The sequence below is a fragment of the Providencia vermicola genome (assembly GCF_020381325.1).
Lineage (GTDB): Bacteria > Pseudomonadota > Gammaproteobacteria > Enterobacterales > Enterobacteriaceae > Providencia > Providencia vermicola.
Genome location: NZ_JAGSPI010000003.1, coordinates 74,459 through 94,269 on the forward strand (window position 1 = coordinate 74,459; position 19,811 = coordinate 94,269).

Genomic DNA, 19,811 nt, shown 5'->3' on the forward strand with positions numbered 1-19,811 from the left:
ATATCCACAATTAATTAAGTGTTGCCTTTAAAATAAAATGTGGTATCTTTCTTTCCACGTCATTGGGGAGTAGCCTGTTCTGGAAATATATATATTCCAGAAAGTCCGTATCAACATACTCGTTTGATTTCAAACGTGGTGCGGACACCATAATCTGGTTGGCAAGACCATAGACACATAAATACACCTTAGGTTGGGGGTAGTTTATGTGTATATGGAAACACCCAACCGAGGTTATGTTATGAGTTTTTACGCTACCCTTGTTCTAGCCCTCGCGCTATCAATGGACGCATTTGCAGTTGCTATTTGCAAAGGTGCCGTCCTGCATAAACCCCGTTTTAGAGAGATCCTCCGTACTGGTTTCATTTTTGGCTTCATAGAAGCTATCACTCCTATCATTGGTTGGGGAATTGGTATTCTTGCTAGCCAGTACGTTATCCGCTGGGATCACTGGATTGCATTCGCGTTATTATTTGTTTTAGGTGCTCGCATGATTTGGCAGAGTCTTAAAACAAAAGATGAAGAATGCTGTTCAAAACCTTCAAGTCACAGCTCTACTAGCCTTATTTTTTCCGCGATTGCAACGAGCTTAGATGCCATGGCAATTGGCTTAGGCTTAGCTTTCTTGCAGGTAGATATTGTCCACACTGCGATGACTATTGGCTTGATGACCATGATTATGGCAACTATCGGTATGATGATTGGCCGTTATGTAGGCCCATTATTAGGAAAAAAAGCAGAGATTATCGGCGGGTTAGTGTTAATAGGGATCGGGTTTAATATCTTATTTGAACACCTCGAATTATTTATGTACGCACCATAATAATTTATGGCCCCCTACACTTATCTCTTAGGGGGCTTTACCAACATTAGTCCGCTTGGTATTGATAGACTCGAATTAAAAAGTCTGCTGTATAATCTTTCACTTTCCCTTGTTGCAGATATTGTTTCACTTCTTCAGATGCTCGCCACGCAAACGGTGTCATCGCTAACAGCTCATAAGCTTCGCTGCCAGTCAGCACCATTTTATAATTTAATTGACTCTCATCCAGTAATTTAAAATTCGGCAAATTTTCGTCTTTAGCGGGGTGCAATTTAACTTCATCGTAAATAAGGGCTTTTAATTCTTGCAGATGTTCCGCTGCTGGTGTGACAGTAACTAAAATACCATTATCGATTAATACCCGGCTTAATTCTTCCGCTTTACACGGCGCATAAATACGAACAATCGCTCCTAAGCTTGATTCAGGAAAAGGTAAACGGTGGCTAGTGCCTACACAGAAATTAACTAATTTATAGCGTTTGGCCGCATAACGAATTGCTACCTTTGATACATCCAACCCAAAAACTTGGATGTTCCCGAATTTATTTTGCAATGTTTGCCTAAAATAGTCAGTGTAATACCCTTCACCACAGCCGATATCCAATACCGATAAATGGCTTGAAGGTAAATATTGAACCAATTTTTTAGCCACTTGATCTCGCATTGGTTGATAATGTCCTGCATCAAGAAATTGACGCCGCGCTTGCATCATTTCTGCACTATCACCAGGATCTTTCGAGCGCTTATGCTGCACAGGTAGTAAATTAACGTACCCTTCTTTAGCACAATCAAATTGGTGATTGGCTTCGCAACGATAACTATTGTGAGTTTGTAAGAGAGGCGTAAAACAAAGTGGGCATTGATAATTCATAAAGGTCACTGATTGCAAAATAATAGCCAGTATACCATACAAGCAACGATGCAACGCCATGGAAAATATCCCATGGCACCGTGACGTTAGCGAATTTTATAACTGATTATTTCGCTGATTTACTTTTTCCAGCATGCTTTTCTTTAACAACTTGCTTCTCAGCTTTCGCCTTCAAATGAGACGATTTAGCCACTTGATGTGATTGCGCAATAGGTGAAACAGGCTCAGATTTGACGGTTGTGTTTGCTAATGCTGCACCAGAAACAGCAATAGACATAACCGTTGCAATTGCTAATAACGTTTTCATTTTTGTACCTTAGATTTTTAAAGCAAGGATGTTCTTGCAACACTAATAAATCACAAATGAATATTCTCCCACAATAGGACAAATTTAAAGATTTATAAATTTTTTATAGGTTATTTTGGTAAATAAATATTTTCAGTTTGTTGATTATTTATTTACTTTACTTTCAGATAACTATTATTATCTCAAAATAAAAAACCTATAAAAACAACAGATTAACTCAATCTCTTATTTGTTTTCAATTTTTTAATTTAAATTACCCACTTAATATCAATTAATTTGTTGTACTCTTTTTTTGTTTTCTAGCCTAATTTTAACTGTTAATACTTTATAACTTGCTTTCCTCCTTTGTTTTTGGTTTTAATAAAATGATGAGAAATGACATTATTTAGGTAAGAAAATGCAAATTCGATTAGCAACACCAAAAGAAGCCAAACGGTTATGGTTTATTCGTAATCAAGCCATTCGCCATGGCTGTAAAACAAGCTATGACGCACAAACGATTTGTAATTGGACACCTGATGAAATGCCACTAAGCTACATAAAGATGGTTGAGAACAACCCCTTTTTTGTTGCTGTAAATGAACTCGGTGACGCGGTATCAACGGGCTTTTTAAATTTAGAATCAAATAGTATTGATGCGATATTCACTCTGCCAGAGTATATGGGATATGGTGCGGCAGGTTTAATATTGGATGCAATAAAAGCCGAAGCGAGAAAACGAAAAATAAAAAACCTAACCTTAGACTCATCACCAAATGCAGAGCGCTTTTACCAAAAACACGGGTTTACCTCTATTTGCCATGATAATTATTATTCTGCACTCGCTCAGGTTAATTTATCCTGTATACGAATGGAAATAGAGTTATAAGATAAAAGCAAAAGCCGTTAGCGTATTAACGGCTTTATTTCTTGCAGGTTATCTGATTTGTTCACTAAAAATCTGCAAATTCAGGGATTGGTTTACGTCCATGGGATTCAAGAAAATCCAACACTCGACGGGGAGTTACATTTAAAATTTGTGATTGAGGGAAATCAATCGATTCCAACATTTCCACTACGCGATCAAAACGCCCTAAATAGCCTGCAAAATGGGAGTCAGAACCCAACGCAACCCACCCCCCTGCTTCTTTTACTGCTTTTGCAATCTCGAGACAATTTTGTTGACTTCCCGCTCTCGAGTGCAAAAAAGACGAATTATTCATTTCTAGCGCCACATTACACTCTTTGGCTGCTTGGGCAACCGCTTTGATATCAATAGGATATTTTGGATTACCAGGATGTGTAATAATCTGTACTTTTCCACTGCGGATAGTGGCAATCATTGCTTCGGTATTATCTGCAAGACTTTGTGGTTCAAGAACAGGTTCATGAAAGCCTGCTAAAATAATGTCTAAGTGGCGAGCAATTTTTTCATTACAATCTGTTTCGCCTAGCTTATTTTTAATATTGGCCTCAATGCCATACAATAAGCCAACGCCATCAACAATCCGCGGTAAAATGGGCATATTACCAAAATGCCATTCGTGCGGTGCATCCTGCATTTCAGGGCCATGATCGGTGATTGCAAATAGCTTTACACCACGGCTCGCGGCCTCAGCAAAATATTCATTAACAGTACTGTATGCATGGGTGCTGGCAATGGTATGGGCGTGTAAATCAACTTGATACATAAATAATATCCTTCTCATTCTACTATTCGCCTTCTGAGTCTATCCGCTCAGAAAAGGTTCAACCAAGCTAACATATCAACGTAAAGGTTTCGATAGTCATTCACTTAAACAGCACTTTATCAACACATTGCAATACATTGCATATAATCCTAAATTATTTTTAGGATAAAAAACCCGCAATCAATGCGGGTTAAAATATGTTGAATAAAACATTAAGTTAATTCGCTAAGACGCGTTTATTGGTCGCCCCCCAAAGGATGGACATTTCTGTAAACAGTGCACCGCTGATGTCTTCTACTTCTTCAGCCGTAACTTCTTCATTACCTTGCTTGCCAAAGAAAACCACTTCATCACCTGGGCGGACTTGTTTTATATCAGTCACATCTACCATCACAGTATTCATTGAAGTTTTCCCTAATACGGGTACTTTCTGGCCATTGATAAGCACATGCCCAGTATTACTAAATACGCGACGATAACCATCAGCATAACCAACGGGGATATTCGCTAAAACAGAATCACGTTTCAGTGTAAAGGTACGATCATATCCAACCGTGTTGCCTTTCGGATAATGATTTACTGAAGCAATATTTGATTTCAATGTCATCACACGTTTGTAGTCGTTGGTTGCAACGGTATCGCCATAAAAAATACCGCCAACACGCACCATATCTAACCACGATTCAGGGACGGTAATTGTTGCATAAGTATTCGCAACATGCAGTGTAATATCTTCGCGTTTTAACCCCGTTATATTCAATACTTGCTGAGATTCTTTATTAAATTTAGCGAGATCTTTGCGAATTTGTGTCTCATCTTCTTCTGGATAATGGGACATAATGCCAACAACTTTTAAATTTGGTAATTGTGAAATCAACTTAGCTTGTTGTAATCCTTCAGCATTACTCACTTCTAAGCCATTTCGTGACATTCCTGCTGAGTTCAATGCAAGGTGAATTGGAATAACTTTGCCTTGTTTCATTGCAATCGCATTTAAGCGCTGTGCCATTTCTAAATTACCGATTAACTCTTCCGTTTGATACTGCGTTGCTTGCGCCATTTCTTTTTCAGTTGCACTTCTAACGCGCATTAAACGGCCTTTGAAACCAAGATCTCTCACTGTTTTTAATTCTTGGTTATTAGTGACACCAATACATTGTACGTTATTAGCCATCATCACTGGCGTCACTAATGATAAATCATGGCCATAAGCATCCCCTTTGAGAACGGCGCACATGGCAGATTTATCCCCTAATAACGCTTGAACTTTTTTGATATTAAAATCCAGTGCGCTTTGTGAAATTTCAATCCATGAATTATTTACAACAACTGGCTGTACTTGCGCAGCTGGCATTGAAATAGAAGTGTTATTTGAATTAGTAGGCTGCTGACAAGCGGTCGCTGCAACAAAAAGAGGGAGTAATGCCAGATATTTTAAACGGAATGCCACAAGATTTTCCTTAACTGTTATCATGTTGCCCCAACTCATTATTTTTATGATTGTGGGATATAGAAATATACATGAAATGTATAACTTCTTTGGATGATAGCAACTTAAGGAAATTGAACAAGTAATAATTCACTTTTATTGCATAAAAAGGCGATTGGTTATAAAAAACATATGCCCTGTCTAGTGTCAGTTAACTGATCTGTTCGAATGAACATTAGCGCCTAAAGAATATTCATTCCATACAAATAGCACAGTTCGTTACCTCGGTATCGAAGTCGATAATGTATTGGAGATATCTGAGTCAATTGAAGTATAAATCTATCAGGGCTGTTCCCCAGCCCTGTGCCTAATGTAGATGAGGCCATTGTTCACTTATCTTTAATTGAAGCGTGCTACATTTAAAAAATAGTCGGGTGCTTATTCAAGATTGGCGTGCCGTCTGAACATGCTTTCACTGGTTTCGTTCAATAAACTCATAAGCTTTAATATAATCGCATCATAAGTAATAAAACATAGTTGTTCGAATGCTGACCCCATCGGCTGTGAAAATACGTCCTCTTTTCGGGTGTTATCGTTTTTAACTGTTCCTGGTAATACCAATATGCTATTCGCTAAGTGGCCAATAGAGGAATCCGCTTTCATCGTTACTAGCGCAACACTAACACCACTGTCGACGGCTTTTTGAGCTAAACTCACTAAACTTCCTGTTTCTCCACTTCCTGAACCTATGATGACAAGGTCACCAGCTTGTGTATGAGGGGATGAAATCTCCCCGACTACACTGACTGAAAAACCGAGGTGCAAGAGTCGATTAGCAAAAGCCCTAATAGCTATCCCGCTACGGCCAGCCCCTTGCAAAAATATATGGTTTGCTTGACGGATTTGTTCAACGAATTGATCGGCTTGCGTATCATTAATTTTCAGCGCGTTTTGTTCTAATTCTTTTAAAATATTAATAGTGTATTCTTGAATATTCATTTTACATTCCTTTATGCAATAGTACGTCCGCCGTCCATTAAAATTGTTTGCCCTTGGATATAAGAATTTGATTTGTCTGCTAGGAAAACGGCTAGATTAGCAACATCATCTATCGTACCAAGGCGTCGAACAGGAATTTTTTCAAGCACAGCGTCTAAATCTGCTTGCGTTGGATAATTAACACGCATCATTTCACCTGTATCAATCAGGCGTGGCGCGATAGCATTAACATTAACGCCTTTTGGGCCCAGCTCTTTTGCTAGACCACGAATAAGCCCTTCACCACCGGCTTTACTTGCAGGATAACTCACACCGCCTCCCGTACCAGAGAGTGCAGAACCAGATGATATATAAACAATCGAACCATGATTTATTAAAAAATCATCATAGAATGCTTTAACTGTATTAAATAAACCGCTTAAATTAATTGAGATTGTTTTATTCCATTCATCATAAGAAATATCATTAACTTTATTTGCAAAGGCTACGCCAGCATTTAAAATCAAAATGTCAATACGGCCAAATGCATTGAATACATCTTCGCGAACTTTAATTAATGCTTGAGGATCAGAAACATCTGTTTTAATAAATAATGACTTAACTTTACCAAAAGTTAATTCTTTTGCAGTTTCAATACCATTTTGTTCATTATAATCAACGATTATCGTGTGCGCACCTTTATTGGCAAATTGTTTCGCGATGCCTTTACCAATACCATGCGCACCACCTGTAATCAATGCAACTTTCCCAATGAAATTGCTCATTTATATTTACCTCTTAAATTTTAATGGACAGAGGAATAGTGCTCCCTCTATTATTTAAATAGAACCTAAGAATTAATATTTCATTTTATTGAATGGCTTTATTTAATAATTGATAATTTTCTTTTGCATTACCATTAAATAGCGCACCACCTACCACAATTAAATCGGCACCTGCATCTTTAACTTTTTTTGCAATTTCAATATTAACGCCGCCATCCACTTCTATTTTGATATTTCGGTTCGCGATGAGTTTTTTAGTATTACGTATTTTTTCTAAACTCTTTTCTATAAATACTTGTCCTGGTTGCCCAGGGTTAATTGTCATCAGTAATACATAGTCAATATCATCGAGTAAATATTCCAGTACACTTTCTGGTGTACCCGGATTTAAAACCACGCCCGCTTGACGTCCTGCCTTCTTTATTTTTTGCAAAATATAATGAATATGCGGTGTTGATTCATAATGAACAGAAACCATTTCAGCACCAGTTTTAATGACATCGTCAATGTGACTTTCTGGGTTTGCTAACATCATATGAACATCAAATACCATCGTGCTAACTTGTTTGAGTGCAGCAATTTGGTTTGGCCCAAAGGCGATATTGCTAACAAAATTTCCATCCATTAAATCAACATGTAAAATTCCTGTTTTTTCAGACTGTAAAAATTCAATTTCATCTTGTAGGCGTAAGATATTTGCACCGAAGATTGAAGGTAGTATTTGTGCCATTTCCATTTACTCCATAGGTTATTAATTAATGAGAAAATGTACTTAACCAGTAAGTCAAAACTTCCCAAGGCCCAGTTAGAACAAAGTCCGTACCTTGCCCGTTAAGGCCGACGCCTGCCCCATTTAAAAATTCTGTCGCCCCAGGCGCAACATAGGCACCTAAGTACATAACAACAATACAAAATAGCACTGTTGATATGATTGAGCGGATGACATTCCCATTACATACCATGACAGTCATTGTGGTCATGTAGATGATGGACATCAGCACTCCAATAGGGAAAATTTGAATTCCAGGTAACACCAAAGCGCATAACATGGTTAATGGAATTGTTATCACTGTTACCGTAACGGTTGATGGGTCACCTAATGCAAGGGCGCAATCCATACCAATATTAAGTTCCGCATCTTTACCCATTTGTTTTTGCATGATTTCTTTGGCACTTTTACCAATAGGGTTTAGACCCTCCATCAATATACTGACCACTTTAGGCAGCAATACCATGACACCGGCCACCCCCATAGCCATTGGCACAATAGTGGTAATATTTTGTTTTGTTAATACCCCGAGTAAAAGCCCGACAATCACCCCGATAATGGCAGGTTCGCCAAATACACCAAGGCGTTTTTGCGCACTTTCTAGGTCTACATCGAGTTTATTAATCACAGGGATGTAATCGATGATTTTATTAACAACCCATGCAAAAGGTAGTGTCCAACCTGTGTGGATCATAGTGGTACACGTTGTTCCTTCTAGTCCGTAATATTTCTGCCAACGAGGTGCAATGAGATCACCCACAAATAAAGCTGCAACACTTAACGCAACAGAAATACCCAACCCAAGAAAGAAACTATCGAACACGAAATAAGCCAATGCACCAGGAACAAGAAAGTGCATGTAATTCCAAATATCAACATTCAATGTTTTTGTTAGTTTTAAGCGAACTAAGAAAAGATTTAAGACAATACCAATCGGGATCACGAGTGCAGCAAAAGGAGCTACCCATGCTGCGGCACCAACGGCTGGCCAACCAATATCCGCAATTGTGAATCCACTCCCTACATTTGAATAATATTCAATTGCTGGTTGTAGTGAGGAGTTTAACAAACCAACAACTAGCCCTAATCCAATAAAACCAATACCAACCGTAATACCTGATTTTATCGCCGCGCCCACTTTCATGCGAAAAACTAAACCGAGAATGAAAATAACTAGTGGCAATATTGCTGTTGCGCCCATACCAGTTATTGTTAACATCATGTTTTTTAACATTTCCATTTTGGTTTCCCCCGTTCCTTATTAACTTTTTATTAATCCAGTTAATAGTTCTCCTAACTTTTTCCTTAGTGCATCTTCATTGATTCCAGTGATGAACCCTGCAACGCTCATATGAGGCTTATCAATTTCACCTTTATAGTTATTTGTTGTGAGGACAACGTCCGCATTTGTTATCTCAGATGATAGTTCTGACATGCTACATTTGTTGATTTTGTATGATGTTATATTGTATTGAGAACAAACTGCTTTAACTTCATCAGCAGCTAAAGTTGATGTTGCTACTCCGCTTCCGCAGGCGACAAGGATAGTAATCATAGAAACTCCAATTCATTGTTATTGTTAACATAAATAGTGATATAAATTACTAATTATTGATTTCATAACAAGCATTAATAACTAGTGTATAAATTTTATCCTATTCGAAAGGCCATCAGTAATTGCGTTGTTTCATCCTCCGTTAATAATGCTCATATGAGAAAATGAACAACAAACATAAGAGCGTTTATATCACGAGCATAATGAGCGGCAATGTGTATTATTAAAAAACACTACTTAAGTCACACAAAATAGCATTAAACCATTTTATTTTCCGCTCATAAGAGCGGAAAGAAGATAATGCTTCATATGAAAACCTGAAAAAACGTCGAAGTTGGAGTGATTAGCTTTAATCAATTAAGCCTAAATAATGACTACATGGCTAAATAAAGCTATTTCTGTACTACTTGGGGAGGAAGGTGGTGAGTTTTATTCGATGTGAGGCACTGGTGCTTATCCGCTCTTTTGAGCACCAGTACAGTAAAGATGCTTGTCATTTAGCAGGTGATTACTTTTGTTTGTTTACTGAGCTCATTTACACGGTCTTTATCAGCAATATCATTTGTAATAAGGGCTGTAATTTCATTCCATTCGCAAATTTTAAACAGGCTGCTACGTTGAAACTTAGAATAATCACCAAGTACATATTTCTTTTCAGAATGTGCGATGATGGCCTTATCGATAAATGCATCTGAGGACGATGGTGTTGATGGTCCCGATAGGTTATGGAATCCATCTGTACCAATAAAACATAAATCAACATTAATACCATTGATCATGGATACAGCCCAGCCACCGAAAACAGAAGAACTTTTTTTCCTCAGCTCTCCCCCAAAAAGAAAAACTTGGTTATCCGATTCAATCAATATACTTGCGACAGGTAATGAGTCAGTAAAAATTTTATAGCCTGATTTTAGGCAAAGTAAATTTGCTAATTCAAAAGTAGAACTACCTGTACCGATTATCATGGAGCTATTTGCGGGAATAAACTCAAGCGCTTTGCGCGCAATTGCTTTTTTGTAGACTGTATTTTCTTTTTCTCTCACCTGAAAGGAGTGCTCAATTGCACCTTGTTTTAAGGTCGCTCCACCATGGCTTTTAACAAGCAAGCCTTTTTGCTCAAGGTAAGTTAAGTCTTTTCTAATTGTTTCATAAGTGACTGAATACTTTTTAGCAAGCTCACTCACATGAACAGTGCCTGCAGAAATAATATCATCAAGGATCATTTTTCTCCTTTCATCAACTATGTACATTTAACTTACCTCTATTCTCTTATGCATGTTGGAATTATGGAGATAATAACACAATTATTACCAATAAAAGCAAATCCCACACTCAATAAAAGCCATTCTGTCAATTTTTCACTGAAAAAACAAAACAATTCAATACATTGTTTTTAAACACTTTTAATAACAATAAGATTTATTTCACGAAATAATCTTCGTCGTATCAAAATATCCGACAAAAAAATAATATTGGCTTTTATTTGCTTTTAACTGAATAAATATCAATATGTTACAAAATATGTGACATTAATCTCAGTTGACAACCAATAATTACCAATTGCATACTTGGCTTTATGAATTAATTGACAGGTTGGGTAATATGAAAACGAAAATAGCAATTGCATGTGATGATGTTGGTTTTGAACGCAAGGAAGAAATTAAAAAATATCTGCTAGAAGAAAAAAATGCAGAGATTGTTTATGATCCAGTTAAGCAAAAAAAGGACGGTGTGAATAATTTTGCGATCCTTGCGGATGAAATGGCAGGTGTTATTCAACGTGATGAATGTCGTTTAGGTATTTATATCTGCGGAACAGGAATTGGGTTTACTTGCCAAATCAATAAACATTGGGGGATCCGGGCTGTAGCAGTGACAAACCCTTATTCTGCTAAGCGTGCAAGACTAAGTAACAATGCACAAGTTATTGGCCTAGGATGCAGAGTGAGTGATTTAGAATATACGAAAATGATTATTGACTCTTGGTATGACAATTCGTTTGATTTTTCAACCGCGAGAGAAAACTCCAAAAAAAATCTTTTAGAAGCCGAACGCAGCGATAATTCACTATTAGTAAAACCAGAAAATGTTCGCTGGAATATGGGGTTTAGACCAGATGACGATAAACTGAGGGCATAAAAAATGGAATTAATAACGCAGTTTATTAATGATTTAGGAAATTTTATTTTTATCCCTGTCATTTTTCTTATATTAATGAAGATGTTAGGTCGTCCATGGTCTGAGTGTATTTCTTCAGCAATTAAAGTTGGAATAGGGTTCATTGCGCTAACAATGACCATAAGATTCATGCTTGAAAAAATGCAACCCGCCGTCACTGGGCTGGCTGAAAGAACAGGTTCTTCCCTAAGTGCTATCGATGTTGGCGGTGCAGCAACTGCGGTGATGGGATTTGGCTCTAGCATGGGGGCAATAATCATTCCGCTTTGTGTTGCCGTGAATATTATCATGCTGTTGGTTCGTTTGACTGATTGTGTCAATGTTGATGTATTCAATTTACACCAAAATGCATCAATGGGGGCAATTGTGGGTGTCTACTCCGGCAGCTTTTTTTATGGCGTGTTAACTGCTGGATTATTCCATGTTTGGGCATTAATTGCTGCCGATCTTGGGGCGAAAAATAATGAAAAATTCTTTAATCTGCCAAAAGGTGTCGCGATTTCACACCCCGTAGCAAATACGTATATGCTTTTCGCCTACCCATTTAATTGGGTTTATGATCGTATTCCTGGTTTTCGTCACTGGAATGTTACCGCTGAAAGTATCCAAAAACGTTTTGGTATCCTTGGTGACCCGACTATGGTTGGTTTTATCATTGGTATTTTATTGGGTTTTTGTGGTTATGGTTGGGAATCCCCTTATCACACAATTATTGCAAGCTTACAACTCGGTATGTACCTTGCAGCAGTCATGCTATTACTACCAAGAATGACCTCTATCATGATGGAAGGTTTGGTTCCGTTATCAAATGTTGCACGTAAGAAATTAGTAAAACGTTTTCCAAATAGAGACATTACGGTGGGTATGGATACAGCGCTTATTGTGGGGCATCCTTCTGTAATTGCACCAGCATTACTCTTGATCCCCGTTATTGTTATTCTGGCTGTTATTTTACCGGGTAACCGAGTAATGCCATTGGGCGACCTCTCACAGTTTGTGTTCTTTATTGCTTGCATGGTACCTATTTTTAACGGGAATATCATTCGTACATGGGTAACGTCAATCTTCTTATTTGGTGGAGGGCTCTATATTGCTTCATGGATGGCGCCTGCAACCAATGAAGTATTCCAAAAATTTGGGACAAATCCGGATGCAAGTGTGATGTATTCATCACTTAACCCATCAGCTAATCCATTCACAGGGCTATTTGCTGCACTTAGCCATGTTGGTGTTGTTGGGTATGTTCTGGCCGGCGTTCTCTTAGTCTCTGTTGGGTATTTAATTAAACAAAAGTCACGTCATAAATTAGAAAATGAAGTGGAAAAAACACTTTAAACCATTTACTTAGGAATAATCAAAATGAAAAAGATTTTAGTTGTATGTGGAAATGGTATCGCCTCTTCTTCAATTATGGTGTCTGTATTGCAAGATTTTTTGAAAGAAGAAAATATCGAAGCACAAGTTGAGAAATCATCACTAATGGCATGTTCTGCCGATACTTTTAATAGTTATGATTTAGTGGTTTCATCAACCAAGCTTGATAACCCAGAAATTACTACTCGCGTGATTGTAGGAGCAGGTTTATTAACGGGTATCGGAGAAGACGAAATTTTTGATGCTGTCAAAGACGTTATTCAAAAGTAGGTGCGATATGAAATTTGAAATTCTAGTCAACGATGTTGATGGAAAAATAGAAAACTGGCAATCAGCCATTGAATTTTCAGGTCAAAAATTGTTGGAGCAAGGTTATATTTCGCCAGAATATATCACCGCTTGCTTAGAACGAGAAAAGACCTACCCAACGGGTTTATTAATGGGGAATGGGCAAGGCATTGCAATTCCTCACGCTGATTATACACTGGTTAAAACCAACAGCATTTGTATAGTACGATTTAAAGAAGCGGTGACTTTTGGTCAGATGGAAGATTCTGATCTCGTTGTGGATTGTCACATCATGTTTAATCTTGCTTTCGCAACCAGTGACCAACACTTATCCATACTGCGTCGTTTGTTTACATTATTCCAAGATATTGAGTTTATCGAGTCATGTCGGCAGTTATCGACAGATGAAGTTGGAAAGTATGTGTTAGAAAAGCTTTCTATCTAGAAATAAACAAAAAAGGTAGATATCTCGGTATCTACCTTGTTTAATTAAATTTTTGTGTACTTTATTTGATCATGTTATTCATTTAAAAGCTTCGTTGCCGTATCAAAATCAGTGATTAAAACATCAAGAAGACCCGATTTTAAAGATGCAACAATACCTTGATATTTTTCCTCACCACCAGCAACACCTATCACTTTTTTAGTATTTCTCAGCTGTTCACTGGTGATACCGAAACCATAGTTTGTCATCGGGCTTGCTAAAATTTCACCTTTGCTATTCACAAGGGTAATGCAGATATCAGCTGCAATATCTTGGTTAATCAATGGAGTACTCCAAGATTTAGGAAAAATATCATATAAGCTGGAAGAGCCCGACTTCCAGTCCCCAATCCCCGTTATAATAACATCTAAGTTTGAATAAAATTTCTGAGTTTCCATCACCGCTTGATCTTCACAGAGTTTCTGTGCGAGACTTTTATCATCCACCCACATTGGCACATACATTGGATAGGCTTTCCCTTGAGAAACAGACGCTATTTTATGAATTAAATCAATGGGCCCTTGACTAAATTCAATGCCTGGATGAACGCCTGAAAGTTGGACAACATCCAAAGGTGGTAATGACTCAAGTTGACTCACTGTACTTGATAATACCCTTCCCCAAGCGACTCCCAGCTTCATCCCTTCTTTTAGATTTTTTGTTAGGTACTGCGCTGTGATGCCACCAAGTTTTGCGTTTAATTGTTCCTGAGAAGACCAAGAGTCAGAGATAGAGAGAATAACTGTATCGTGTAAATTGTATTTTTCACATAAGTTTCGAGTTATCTCTTCGTCTAAGACTTGTTGCTTAGGAAAAATGAATTTAACGTAACCTTGCTCTATAGATTCATCAATCAGCCTAGCTACTTTAAAGCGAGACACACCAAGCTCTTCCGCTATTTCAATTTTAGTTTTCATTTCTGAAAAATAACGTTTAGCAACAAAGGAATAAATGTATCGAGGATCAGAGTGCTGCCAGCGATTTTTCATTTTTTGTTCGGGCATCATAGACTCCATTATGGATTTAAGTGGTACAAATAAATAGGCGATAACATTATTGCCAAGATATTTTTTATCAAAAGAGTATACGTTTTTATGCTCATAAGGTAAATCTGAAGTGCCATAGTTAGTTTAGTACCTTTAATAGAGTCTGCGCTCATATTTTGAAATGCAACACGACAAAACTTAAAGATATTAATAAATTAACATTTAATTACCCAAATTAAAGTAGCTAAAAACTATCCTGCTATTGAGCCTAAATTTTTTAGAGGAAAAGTCACTTTTACTGAATTGTTAGGTTACTGCAATGAAAGGTGAATCTATCACGAAAATAATTATTCATTTAGATGTAATCTATTTATGCTTAAGGGGAGCTTAGTCTTCTCTTAGCCCAAAGCCCCCGGTCAGATTTAGTAATGTACTGAGAAAAAATTGTTAAATCTAAATCAACTAACACATTCAACTTGTGCTTGACGCTGCTAATTAGTGCCAGATACGGCAAGCTATAAAAACAAAAAAGCCCACTTTTACATGGGCTTAAGTTGTTATTTTGCCAGTCAGTGCCAGCTGATTCTTATTGGGGGATTATTCCCACTCAATTGTCGCAGGTGGCTTGCCGCTGATATCATAAACCACGCGGGAAATACCATTAACCTCATTGATGATGCGGTTAGAAACGCGGCCTAAGAAATCGTATGGTAAGTGTGCCCAATGAGCTGTCATAAAGTCGATGGTTTCAACTGCACGCAGTGAAACAACCCAGTCATATTTACGGCCATCGCCCATAACGCCAACAGAGCGAACAGGTAAGAACACAGTGAATGCTTGGCTAACCTTATGATATAAATCAGCTTTATGCAGTTCTTCGATAAAGATAGCATCTGCACGGCGCAGTAAGTCACAGTACTCTTTCTTCACTTCACCTAATACACGAACCCCTAAACCTGGGCCTGGGAATGGGTGACGATATAACATGTCATAAGGTAGGCCTAACTCTAAGCCAATTTTACGCACTTCGTCTTTGAACAGCTCTTTTAATGGCTCCACTAAGCCAAGTTTCATATCATCTGGCAATCCACCCACATTGTGGTGAGATTTAATGACGTGCGCTTTGCCTGTTGCAGAAGCTGCTGATTCAATAACGTCTGGGTAGATAGTCCCTTGAGCTAACCACTTGATATTTGGTAGTTTAGATGATTCTTCATCGAAAACTTCGATAAATACATGGCCAATTTTCTTACGTTTCGCTTCTGGATCGCTGATCCCTGCAAGGGCATTTAAGAAACGGTCTTCCGCTTTGGCATGAACAATGTTTAGGTCAAATTTACCTTCAAACATCTCCATCACTTGATCAGCTTCGTTTAAACGTAATAAACCGTTGTCGACGAAGACGCACGTTAAGCGTTTACCAATAGCGCGATTTAACAGTAAAGCGGTAACTGAAGAATCAACACCGCCTGACAATGCCAGCAATACGTGGTCATCACCGATTTGCTCTTTCAAGCGCGCAACAGTGTCTTCGATAATCGCAGCAGGTGTCCATAATGCATCACACTGGCAAATATCTTGAACGAAACGTTTTAAGATGTTTAAACCTTGGTGTGTATGCGTCACTTCTGGGTGGAACTGCACTCCGTAGAATTTTTTCTCTTCGTTTGCCATGATGGCATATGGGCAGCTTGGGGTGCTTGCGATGGTTTTAAAATCCGCAGGGATAGCCGTTACTTTGTCGCCATGGCTCATCCACACGTCTAAAACAGGTTTGCCCGCTTCATTGAGAGAGTCTTTGATATCGCGGAATAATTCACATTGTTCAGTGATTTCAACGTTTGCATAGCCAAACTCACGTTCACCTGAAACTTCAACAGCCCCACCGAGTTGCATGGACATGGTTTGCATGCCATAGCAGATACCTAATACTGGCACGCCTGCATTGAAGACATAGTCGGGTGCTCGTGGGCTATCATTCTCAGTCGTACTTTCTGGGCCACCAGAAAGAATAATACCATTTGGATTAAATTCTCGAATTTGCTCTTCTGTAACGTCCCACGCCCAGAGTTCACAATAAACGCCAATTTCACGGATACGGCGGGCAATCAGCTGTGTATATTGCGAACCGAAGTCAAGGATAAGGATGCGATGCTTATGGATATTTGTTGTCATTTGAGGAGAATTCCAAAAATTCAAGTCAAAAATAAAAATTGGTGATGTGCAGTACATCAGCACACCACCCTGTAAAGTTATCGGTTATTGTCCCAAACGATAGTTTGGTGATTCTTTTGTGATGGTCACATCGTGCACGTGGCTTTCTTGAATACCCGCGCCACTGATACGGACAAATTCCGCTTTTGTTCTCAGAGCGTCAATGGTACCACAACCCGTCAGCCCCATACAGGAACGTAAACCACCCATTTGTTGGTGAATGATTTCTTTCAGGCGGCCTTTGTAGGCAACACGGCCTTCAATGCCTTCTGGCACTAATTTATCTGCTGCGTTATCAGATTGGAAATAACGGTCTGAAGAACCTTTAGACATTGCCCCTAATGAGCCCATACCACGGTATGCTTTGTAAGTACGGCCTTGGAACAGGATAGTTTCACCCGGAGATTCTTCAGTCCCTGCGAACATGGAACCCACCATCACACACGCAGCACCCGCGGCAATCGCTTTGGAGATATCACCAGAGAAACGAATACCACCATCTGCAATAACTGGAATACCCGTGCCTTCAAGTGCTTCTGCAGCTTCTGCAATGGCGGTAATTTGTGGTACACCAACACCCGTTACGATACGCGTAGTACAAATAGAGCCTGGGCCAATACCGACTTTCACTGCGCTCACGCCTGCATCTGCTAACGCTTTTGCGCCTTCAGCTGTTGCAACGTTACCACCAATGATTTGTAAGTCAGGGTATTTTTGGCGAGTTTCGCGAATGCGTTGTAATACGCCTTCAGAGTGGCCGTGTGAAGAGTCTATCAGTAAAACGTCTACACCCGCCGCAACCAGCGCATCAACACGCTCTTCGTTACCACCGCCAGCACCAACCGCAGCACCAACACGTAAACGACCTTGCTCGTCTTTACATGCATTTGGTTTACGTTCAGCTTTCTGGAAGTCTTTAACGGTGATCATCCCTAGCAGATGGAAGTTATCGTCGATGACTAAGGCTTTTTCTACTCGTTTTTCATGCATTTTTTGTAATACGATTTCGCGTGCTTCACCTTCTTTGACGGTAACTAAACGCTCTTTTGGCGTCATAACCGCAGTAACAGGTTGGTCTAAATCTGTCACGAAACGCACATCACGGCCTGTAATGATACCGACTAATGAATTGTCTTTCGCCACCACTGGATAACCTGCGAAGCCATTACGTTCAGCCATTTCTTGCACTTCACGGATAGTGGTATCAGGGGTAACAGTGACAGGGTCTGTAACAACACCACTTTCATGTTTTTTCACGCGGCGAACTTCTTCAGCTTGGCGCTCGATAGACATGTTCTTGTGGATAAAACCAATCCCACCTTCTTGAGCCAAGGCGATTGCAAGGTCAGATTCGGTGACGGTGTCCATTGCTGCAGAAAGCATTGGAATGTTCAGGCGGATGTTTGCAGTCAGTTGAGTAGAGAGATCAGCAGTATTGGGTAATACTGTTGAGTGTGCAGGAACGAGTAATACATCGTCGAAAGTTAGTGCTTCTTTTTTAATGCGTAACATAGGCAATATCCCACCAGGCAGCGTTATGGAAAGGTATAAAATATTGCCGCGGCATTATACACACCGTAATCGGTTGCTTCCAGCCTTTTTTTGAAAAATTACTTGATAACTCCGATAGCTAGGTTAGTATTTAGCGATTAAGTCCTTGTTTTAAAATTTGATCTGGCTCACATGTCGACATCACAAAATAGTGCAATTTTTTCTGTTAGTAAGCTTAACCTTGCCGTGCGCGAACTTCTTGATCAGCAAATGGGTCGCATATGGCTAACTGCAGAAATTTCGAATTTTTCCCAGCCTAGTTCAGGTCATTGGTATCTGACGCTGAAAGATGACCGTGCGCAAGTTCGTGCGGCGATGTTCCGTGGGCAAAATGCACGAGTGACCTTCCGTCCGCAAAATGGGCAACAGGTTTTAGTTCGCGCCACCGTCACCTTGTATGAACCCCGCGGTGACTATCAGTTAATTATCGAAAGCATGCAACCTGCGGGTGAAGGGTTATTACAGCAACGTTTCGAATTGCTAAAACAAACACTCAGCGCACAAGGTTTATTCGATACACTGCATAAAAAACCGTTACCCAGCCCAGCAAAATGCGTGGGGATTATCACCTCTGCAACGGGTGCGGCTTTGCACGATATTTTAAATATTCTTCGACGCCGTGACCCTTCACTGCCGATTGTGATCTACCCCACTGCGGTTCAAGGGGATCTCGCCCCTGCTCAAATCGCACGTATGATTGAATTAGCAAATTTACGCCGTGAATGTGATGTATTGATTGTTGGCCGTGGTGGTGGTTCATTAGAAGATTTATGGGCATTTAATGAGGAAATTGTCGCAAGAGCGATATTTTCGAGCCAATTACCCATCATCAGCGCCGTAGGCCATGAAACTGACGTCACCATTGCAGATTATGTGGCGGATGTGAGAGCACCGACACCATCCGCTGCCGCGGAACTGGTTAGTCGTAACCAACAAGAAATGCTCCGCCAGATAAAATCGGCACAACAACACCTTGAAATGGCGATGGACTATTACATCGCAGGGCAACAGCAACGTTTTGCTAAGCTTCATCACCGTTTACAACAGCAACACCCGCAATTACGTTTAGCAAGACAACATAATCAGTTGAATTTATTGCAACAAAAACTTGCACAGTCAATGACTCGTCAATTGCAAACTGCCACATTTAAATTTGATAGAGCCAATCGTAGTCTGCAACAAAACGATTTACGACCACAATTACAAAAGCAACAGCGCCACTTACAACAAGTGCAATACCATTTGCAAAATATGATGACGCAATTAGTGAACAGTTACAGGCAACGTTTTGCAGTAGCGTGCTCAAAAATGGAAGCTGTTAGCCCATTAGCAACACTGGCTCGTGGCTTTAGCATTAGCGAAGCACCTGATGGCGCAGTTTTGAAAAAAACGACCCAAGTTAAACTGGGACAACAGCTACGTACACGCTTAAATGATGGCTGGGTAGAAAGTGAAATTACCCATATTGAAAAAGTGAAAGCAAAACGCTCAACGAAAAAACCAAATTAGCCGTTTTATGGGTTTCATCTTATTAGTTTGATGAAAC

20 protein-coding genes, 1 pseudogene and 1 riboswitch are annotated in these 19,811 nt (G+C 39.3%); of the genes and pseudogenes, 8 read left to right on the plus strand and 13 right to left on the minus strand.

What is annotated here, in order from left to right:
- The first annotated feature begins 52 nt into the window (after nucleotides 1–52).
- A riboswitch (yybP-ykoY riboswitch) is annotated at nucleotides 53–241 on the plus strand.
- The gene (gene mntP / locus KDJ85_RS05100; RefSeq protein ID WP_206086184.1) at nucleotides 242–823 is read left to right on the plus strand and encodes a manganese efflux pump MntP; all 582 of its coding nucleotides are present in this window, start codon (nucleotides 242–244) and stop codon (nucleotides 821–823) included.
- A gap of 46 nt (nucleotides 824–869) precedes the next feature.
- Here the strand turns inward: mntP and rlmA are convergent, their stop codons facing one another.
- Nucleotides 870–1,694 carry a 23S rRNA (guanine(745)-N(1))-methyltransferase gene (gene rlmA / locus KDJ85_RS05105; protein ID WP_225818972.1) on the minus strand — a complete coding sequence of 275 codons (825 nt, stop codon included), beginning with the start codon at nucleotides 1,692–1,694 and terminating at the stop codon, nucleotides 870–872.
- A gap of 106 nt (nucleotides 1,695–1,800) precedes the next feature.
- A complete protein-coding gene (locus KDJ85_RS05110; protein WP_225818737.1) occupies nucleotides 1,801–2,001 on the minus strand; it encodes an acid-shock protein in 201 nt (66 codons plus the stop codon).
- A 397-nt stretch (nucleotides 2,002–2,398) separates the two neighbouring features.
- On the opposite strand from KDJ85_RS05110, the gene KDJ85_RS05115 reads away from it, so the two are divergent.
- Nucleotides 2,399–2,869 carry a GNAT family N-acetyltransferase gene (locus tag KDJ85_RS05115; RefSeq protein ID WP_225818738.1) on the plus strand — a complete coding sequence of 157 codons (471 nt, stop codon included), beginning with the start codon at nucleotides 2,399–2,401 and terminating at the stop codon, nucleotides 2,867–2,869.
- Nucleotides 2,870–2,933: 64 nt separating this feature from the next.
- Here KDJ85_RS05115 and KDJ85_RS05120 read toward each other — a convergent pair whose 3' ends face one another.
- Nucleotides 2,934–3,671 carry a phosphatase gene (locus KDJ85_RS05120; RefSeq protein WP_225818739.1) on the minus strand — a complete coding sequence of 246 codons (738 nt, stop codon included), beginning with the start codon at nucleotides 3,669–3,671 and terminating at the stop codon, nucleotides 2,934–2,936.
- Between the two features lie 217 nt (nucleotides 3,672–3,888).
- Nucleotides 3,889–5,145 (minus strand): alanine racemase, encoded by a 1,257-nt coding sequence (gene alr / locus KDJ85_RS05125; RefSeq protein WP_377210593.1) that lies wholly within the window; start codon nucleotides 5,143–5,145, stop codon nucleotides 3,889–3,891.
- A gap of 223 nt (nucleotides 5,146–5,368) precedes the next feature.
- Between alr and KDJ85_RS05130 the strand changes: the two are divergent.
- Nucleotides 5,369–5,437 (plus strand): annotated as a pseudogene (locus KDJ85_RS05130) (integrase); the annotation flags it as partial.
- A 101-nt stretch (nucleotides 5,438–5,538) separates the two neighbouring features.
- Here the strand turns inward: KDJ85_RS05130 and hxlB are convergent.
- The 6 genes from hxlB to KDJ85_RS05160 all read right to left on the minus strand — a co-directional run bounded on the left by hxlB (nucleotide 5,539) and on the right by KDJ85_RS05160 (nucleotide 10,440).
- Nucleotides 5,539–6,099 carry a 6-phospho-3-hexuloisomerase gene (hxlB, locus tag KDJ85_RS05135; RefSeq protein WP_225818740.1) on the minus strand — a complete coding sequence of 187 codons (561 nt, stop codon included), beginning with the start codon at nucleotides 6,097–6,099 and terminating at the stop codon, nucleotides 5,539–5,541.
- 11 nt (nucleotides 6,100–6,110) lie between these two features.
- A complete protein-coding gene (locus KDJ85_RS05140) occupies nucleotides 6,111–6,863 on the minus strand; it encodes an SDR family NAD(P)-dependent oxidoreductase (RefSeq protein ID WP_225818741.1) in 753 nt (250 codons plus the stop codon).
- A gap of 85 nt (nucleotides 6,864–6,948) precedes the next feature.
- Entirely contained in the window at nucleotides 6,949–7,593 is a 645-nt protein-coding gene (gene rpe, locus KDJ85_RS05145) for a ribulose-phosphate 3-epimerase (protein ID WP_225818742.1), read from the minus strand.
- Nucleotides 7,594–7,618: 25 nt separating this feature from the next.
- The gene (locus KDJ85_RS05150; RefSeq protein ID WP_225818743.1) at nucleotides 7,619–8,872 is read right to left on the minus strand and encodes a PTS transporter subunit IIC; all 1,254 of its coding nucleotides are present in this window, start codon (nucleotides 8,870–8,872) and stop codon (nucleotides 7,619–7,621) included.
- A 21-nt stretch (nucleotides 8,873–8,893) separates the two neighbouring features.
- Nucleotides 8,894–9,187, minus strand: a complete 294-nt coding sequence (locus KDJ85_RS05155; RefSeq protein WP_225818744.1) for a PTS sugar transporter subunit IIB — start codon at nucleotides 9,185–9,187, stop codon at nucleotides 8,894–8,896.
- 497 nt (nucleotides 9,188–9,684) lie between these two features.
- Nucleotides 9,685–10,440: a DeoR/GlpR family DNA-binding transcription regulator gene (locus KDJ85_RS05160; RefSeq protein ID WP_225818745.1), complete on the minus strand. Its 756-nt coding sequence runs from the start codon at nucleotides 10,438–10,440 to the stop codon at nucleotides 9,685–9,687.
- 352 nt (nucleotides 10,441–10,792) lie between these two features.
- Here KDJ85_RS05160 and KDJ85_RS05165 point away from each other — a divergent pair, with 352 nt between their 5' ends.
- Genes KDJ85_RS05165 through KDJ85_RS05180 form a run of 4 tightly spaced genes read left to right on the plus strand, consistent with a single transcriptional unit; the run spans nucleotide 10,793 to nucleotide 13,475 of the window.
- Complete coding sequence (locus tag KDJ85_RS05165) at nucleotides 10,793–11,329, plus strand: RpiB/LacA/LacB family sugar-phosphate isomerase (RefSeq protein WP_225818746.1); 537 nt, start codon at nucleotides 10,793–10,795, stop codon at nucleotides 11,327–11,329.
- Nucleotides 11,330–11,332: 3 nt separating this feature from the next.
- Nucleotides 11,333–12,703 (plus strand): PTS galactitol transporter subunit IIC, encoded by a 1,371-nt coding sequence (locus KDJ85_RS05170; RefSeq protein WP_225818747.1) that lies wholly within the window; start codon nucleotides 11,333–11,335, stop codon nucleotides 12,701–12,703.
- Between the two features lie 24 nt (nucleotides 12,704–12,727).
- Nucleotides 12,728–13,012: a PTS sugar transporter subunit IIB gene (locus tag KDJ85_RS05175; RefSeq protein ID WP_225818748.1), complete on the plus strand. Its 285-nt coding sequence runs from the start codon at nucleotides 12,728–12,730 to the stop codon at nucleotides 13,010–13,012.
- A 7-nt stretch (nucleotides 13,013–13,019) separates the two neighbouring features.
- Nucleotides 13,020–13,475 carry a PTS sugar transporter subunit IIA gene (locus KDJ85_RS05180; RefSeq protein WP_225818749.1) on the plus strand — a complete coding sequence of 152 codons (456 nt, stop codon included), beginning with the start codon at nucleotides 13,020–13,022 and terminating at the stop codon, nucleotides 13,473–13,475.
- A gap of 74 nt (nucleotides 13,476–13,549) precedes the next feature.
- Here KDJ85_RS05180 and KDJ85_RS05185 read toward each other — a convergent pair whose 3' ends face one another.
- The 3 genes from KDJ85_RS05185 to guaB all read right to left on the minus strand — a co-directional run bounded on the left by KDJ85_RS05185 (nucleotide 13,550) and on the right by guaB (nucleotide 18,226).
- Complete coding sequence (locus tag KDJ85_RS05185; protein WP_225818750.1) at nucleotides 13,550–14,518, minus strand: sugar-binding transcriptional regulator; 969 nt, start codon at nucleotides 14,516–14,518, stop codon at nucleotides 13,550–13,552.
- Between the two features lie 579 nt (nucleotides 14,519–15,097).
- On the minus strand, nucleotides 15,098–16,675 hold the full coding sequence (guaA, locus tag KDJ85_RS05190) for a glutamine-hydrolyzing GMP synthase (RefSeq protein ID WP_225818751.1): 1,578 nt from the start codon (nucleotides 16,673–16,675) through the stop codon (nucleotides 15,098–15,100).
- Nucleotides 16,676–16,759: 84 nt separating this feature from the next.
- A complete protein-coding gene (guaB, locus tag KDJ85_RS05195; RefSeq protein WP_225818752.1) occupies nucleotides 16,760–18,226 on the minus strand; it encodes an IMP dehydrogenase in 1,467 nt (488 codons plus the stop codon).
- A 171-nt stretch (nucleotides 18,227–18,397) separates the two neighbouring features.
- Here guaB and xseA point away from each other — a divergent pair, with 171 nt between their 5' ends.
- Nucleotides 18,398–19,774 carry an exodeoxyribonuclease VII large subunit gene (gene xseA / locus KDJ85_RS05200; RefSeq protein WP_225818753.1) on the plus strand — a complete coding sequence of 459 codons (1,377 nt, stop codon included), beginning with the start codon at nucleotides 18,398–18,400 and terminating at the stop codon, nucleotides 19,772–19,774.
- The last annotated feature ends 37 nt before the right edge of the window (nucleotides 19,775–19,811 follow it).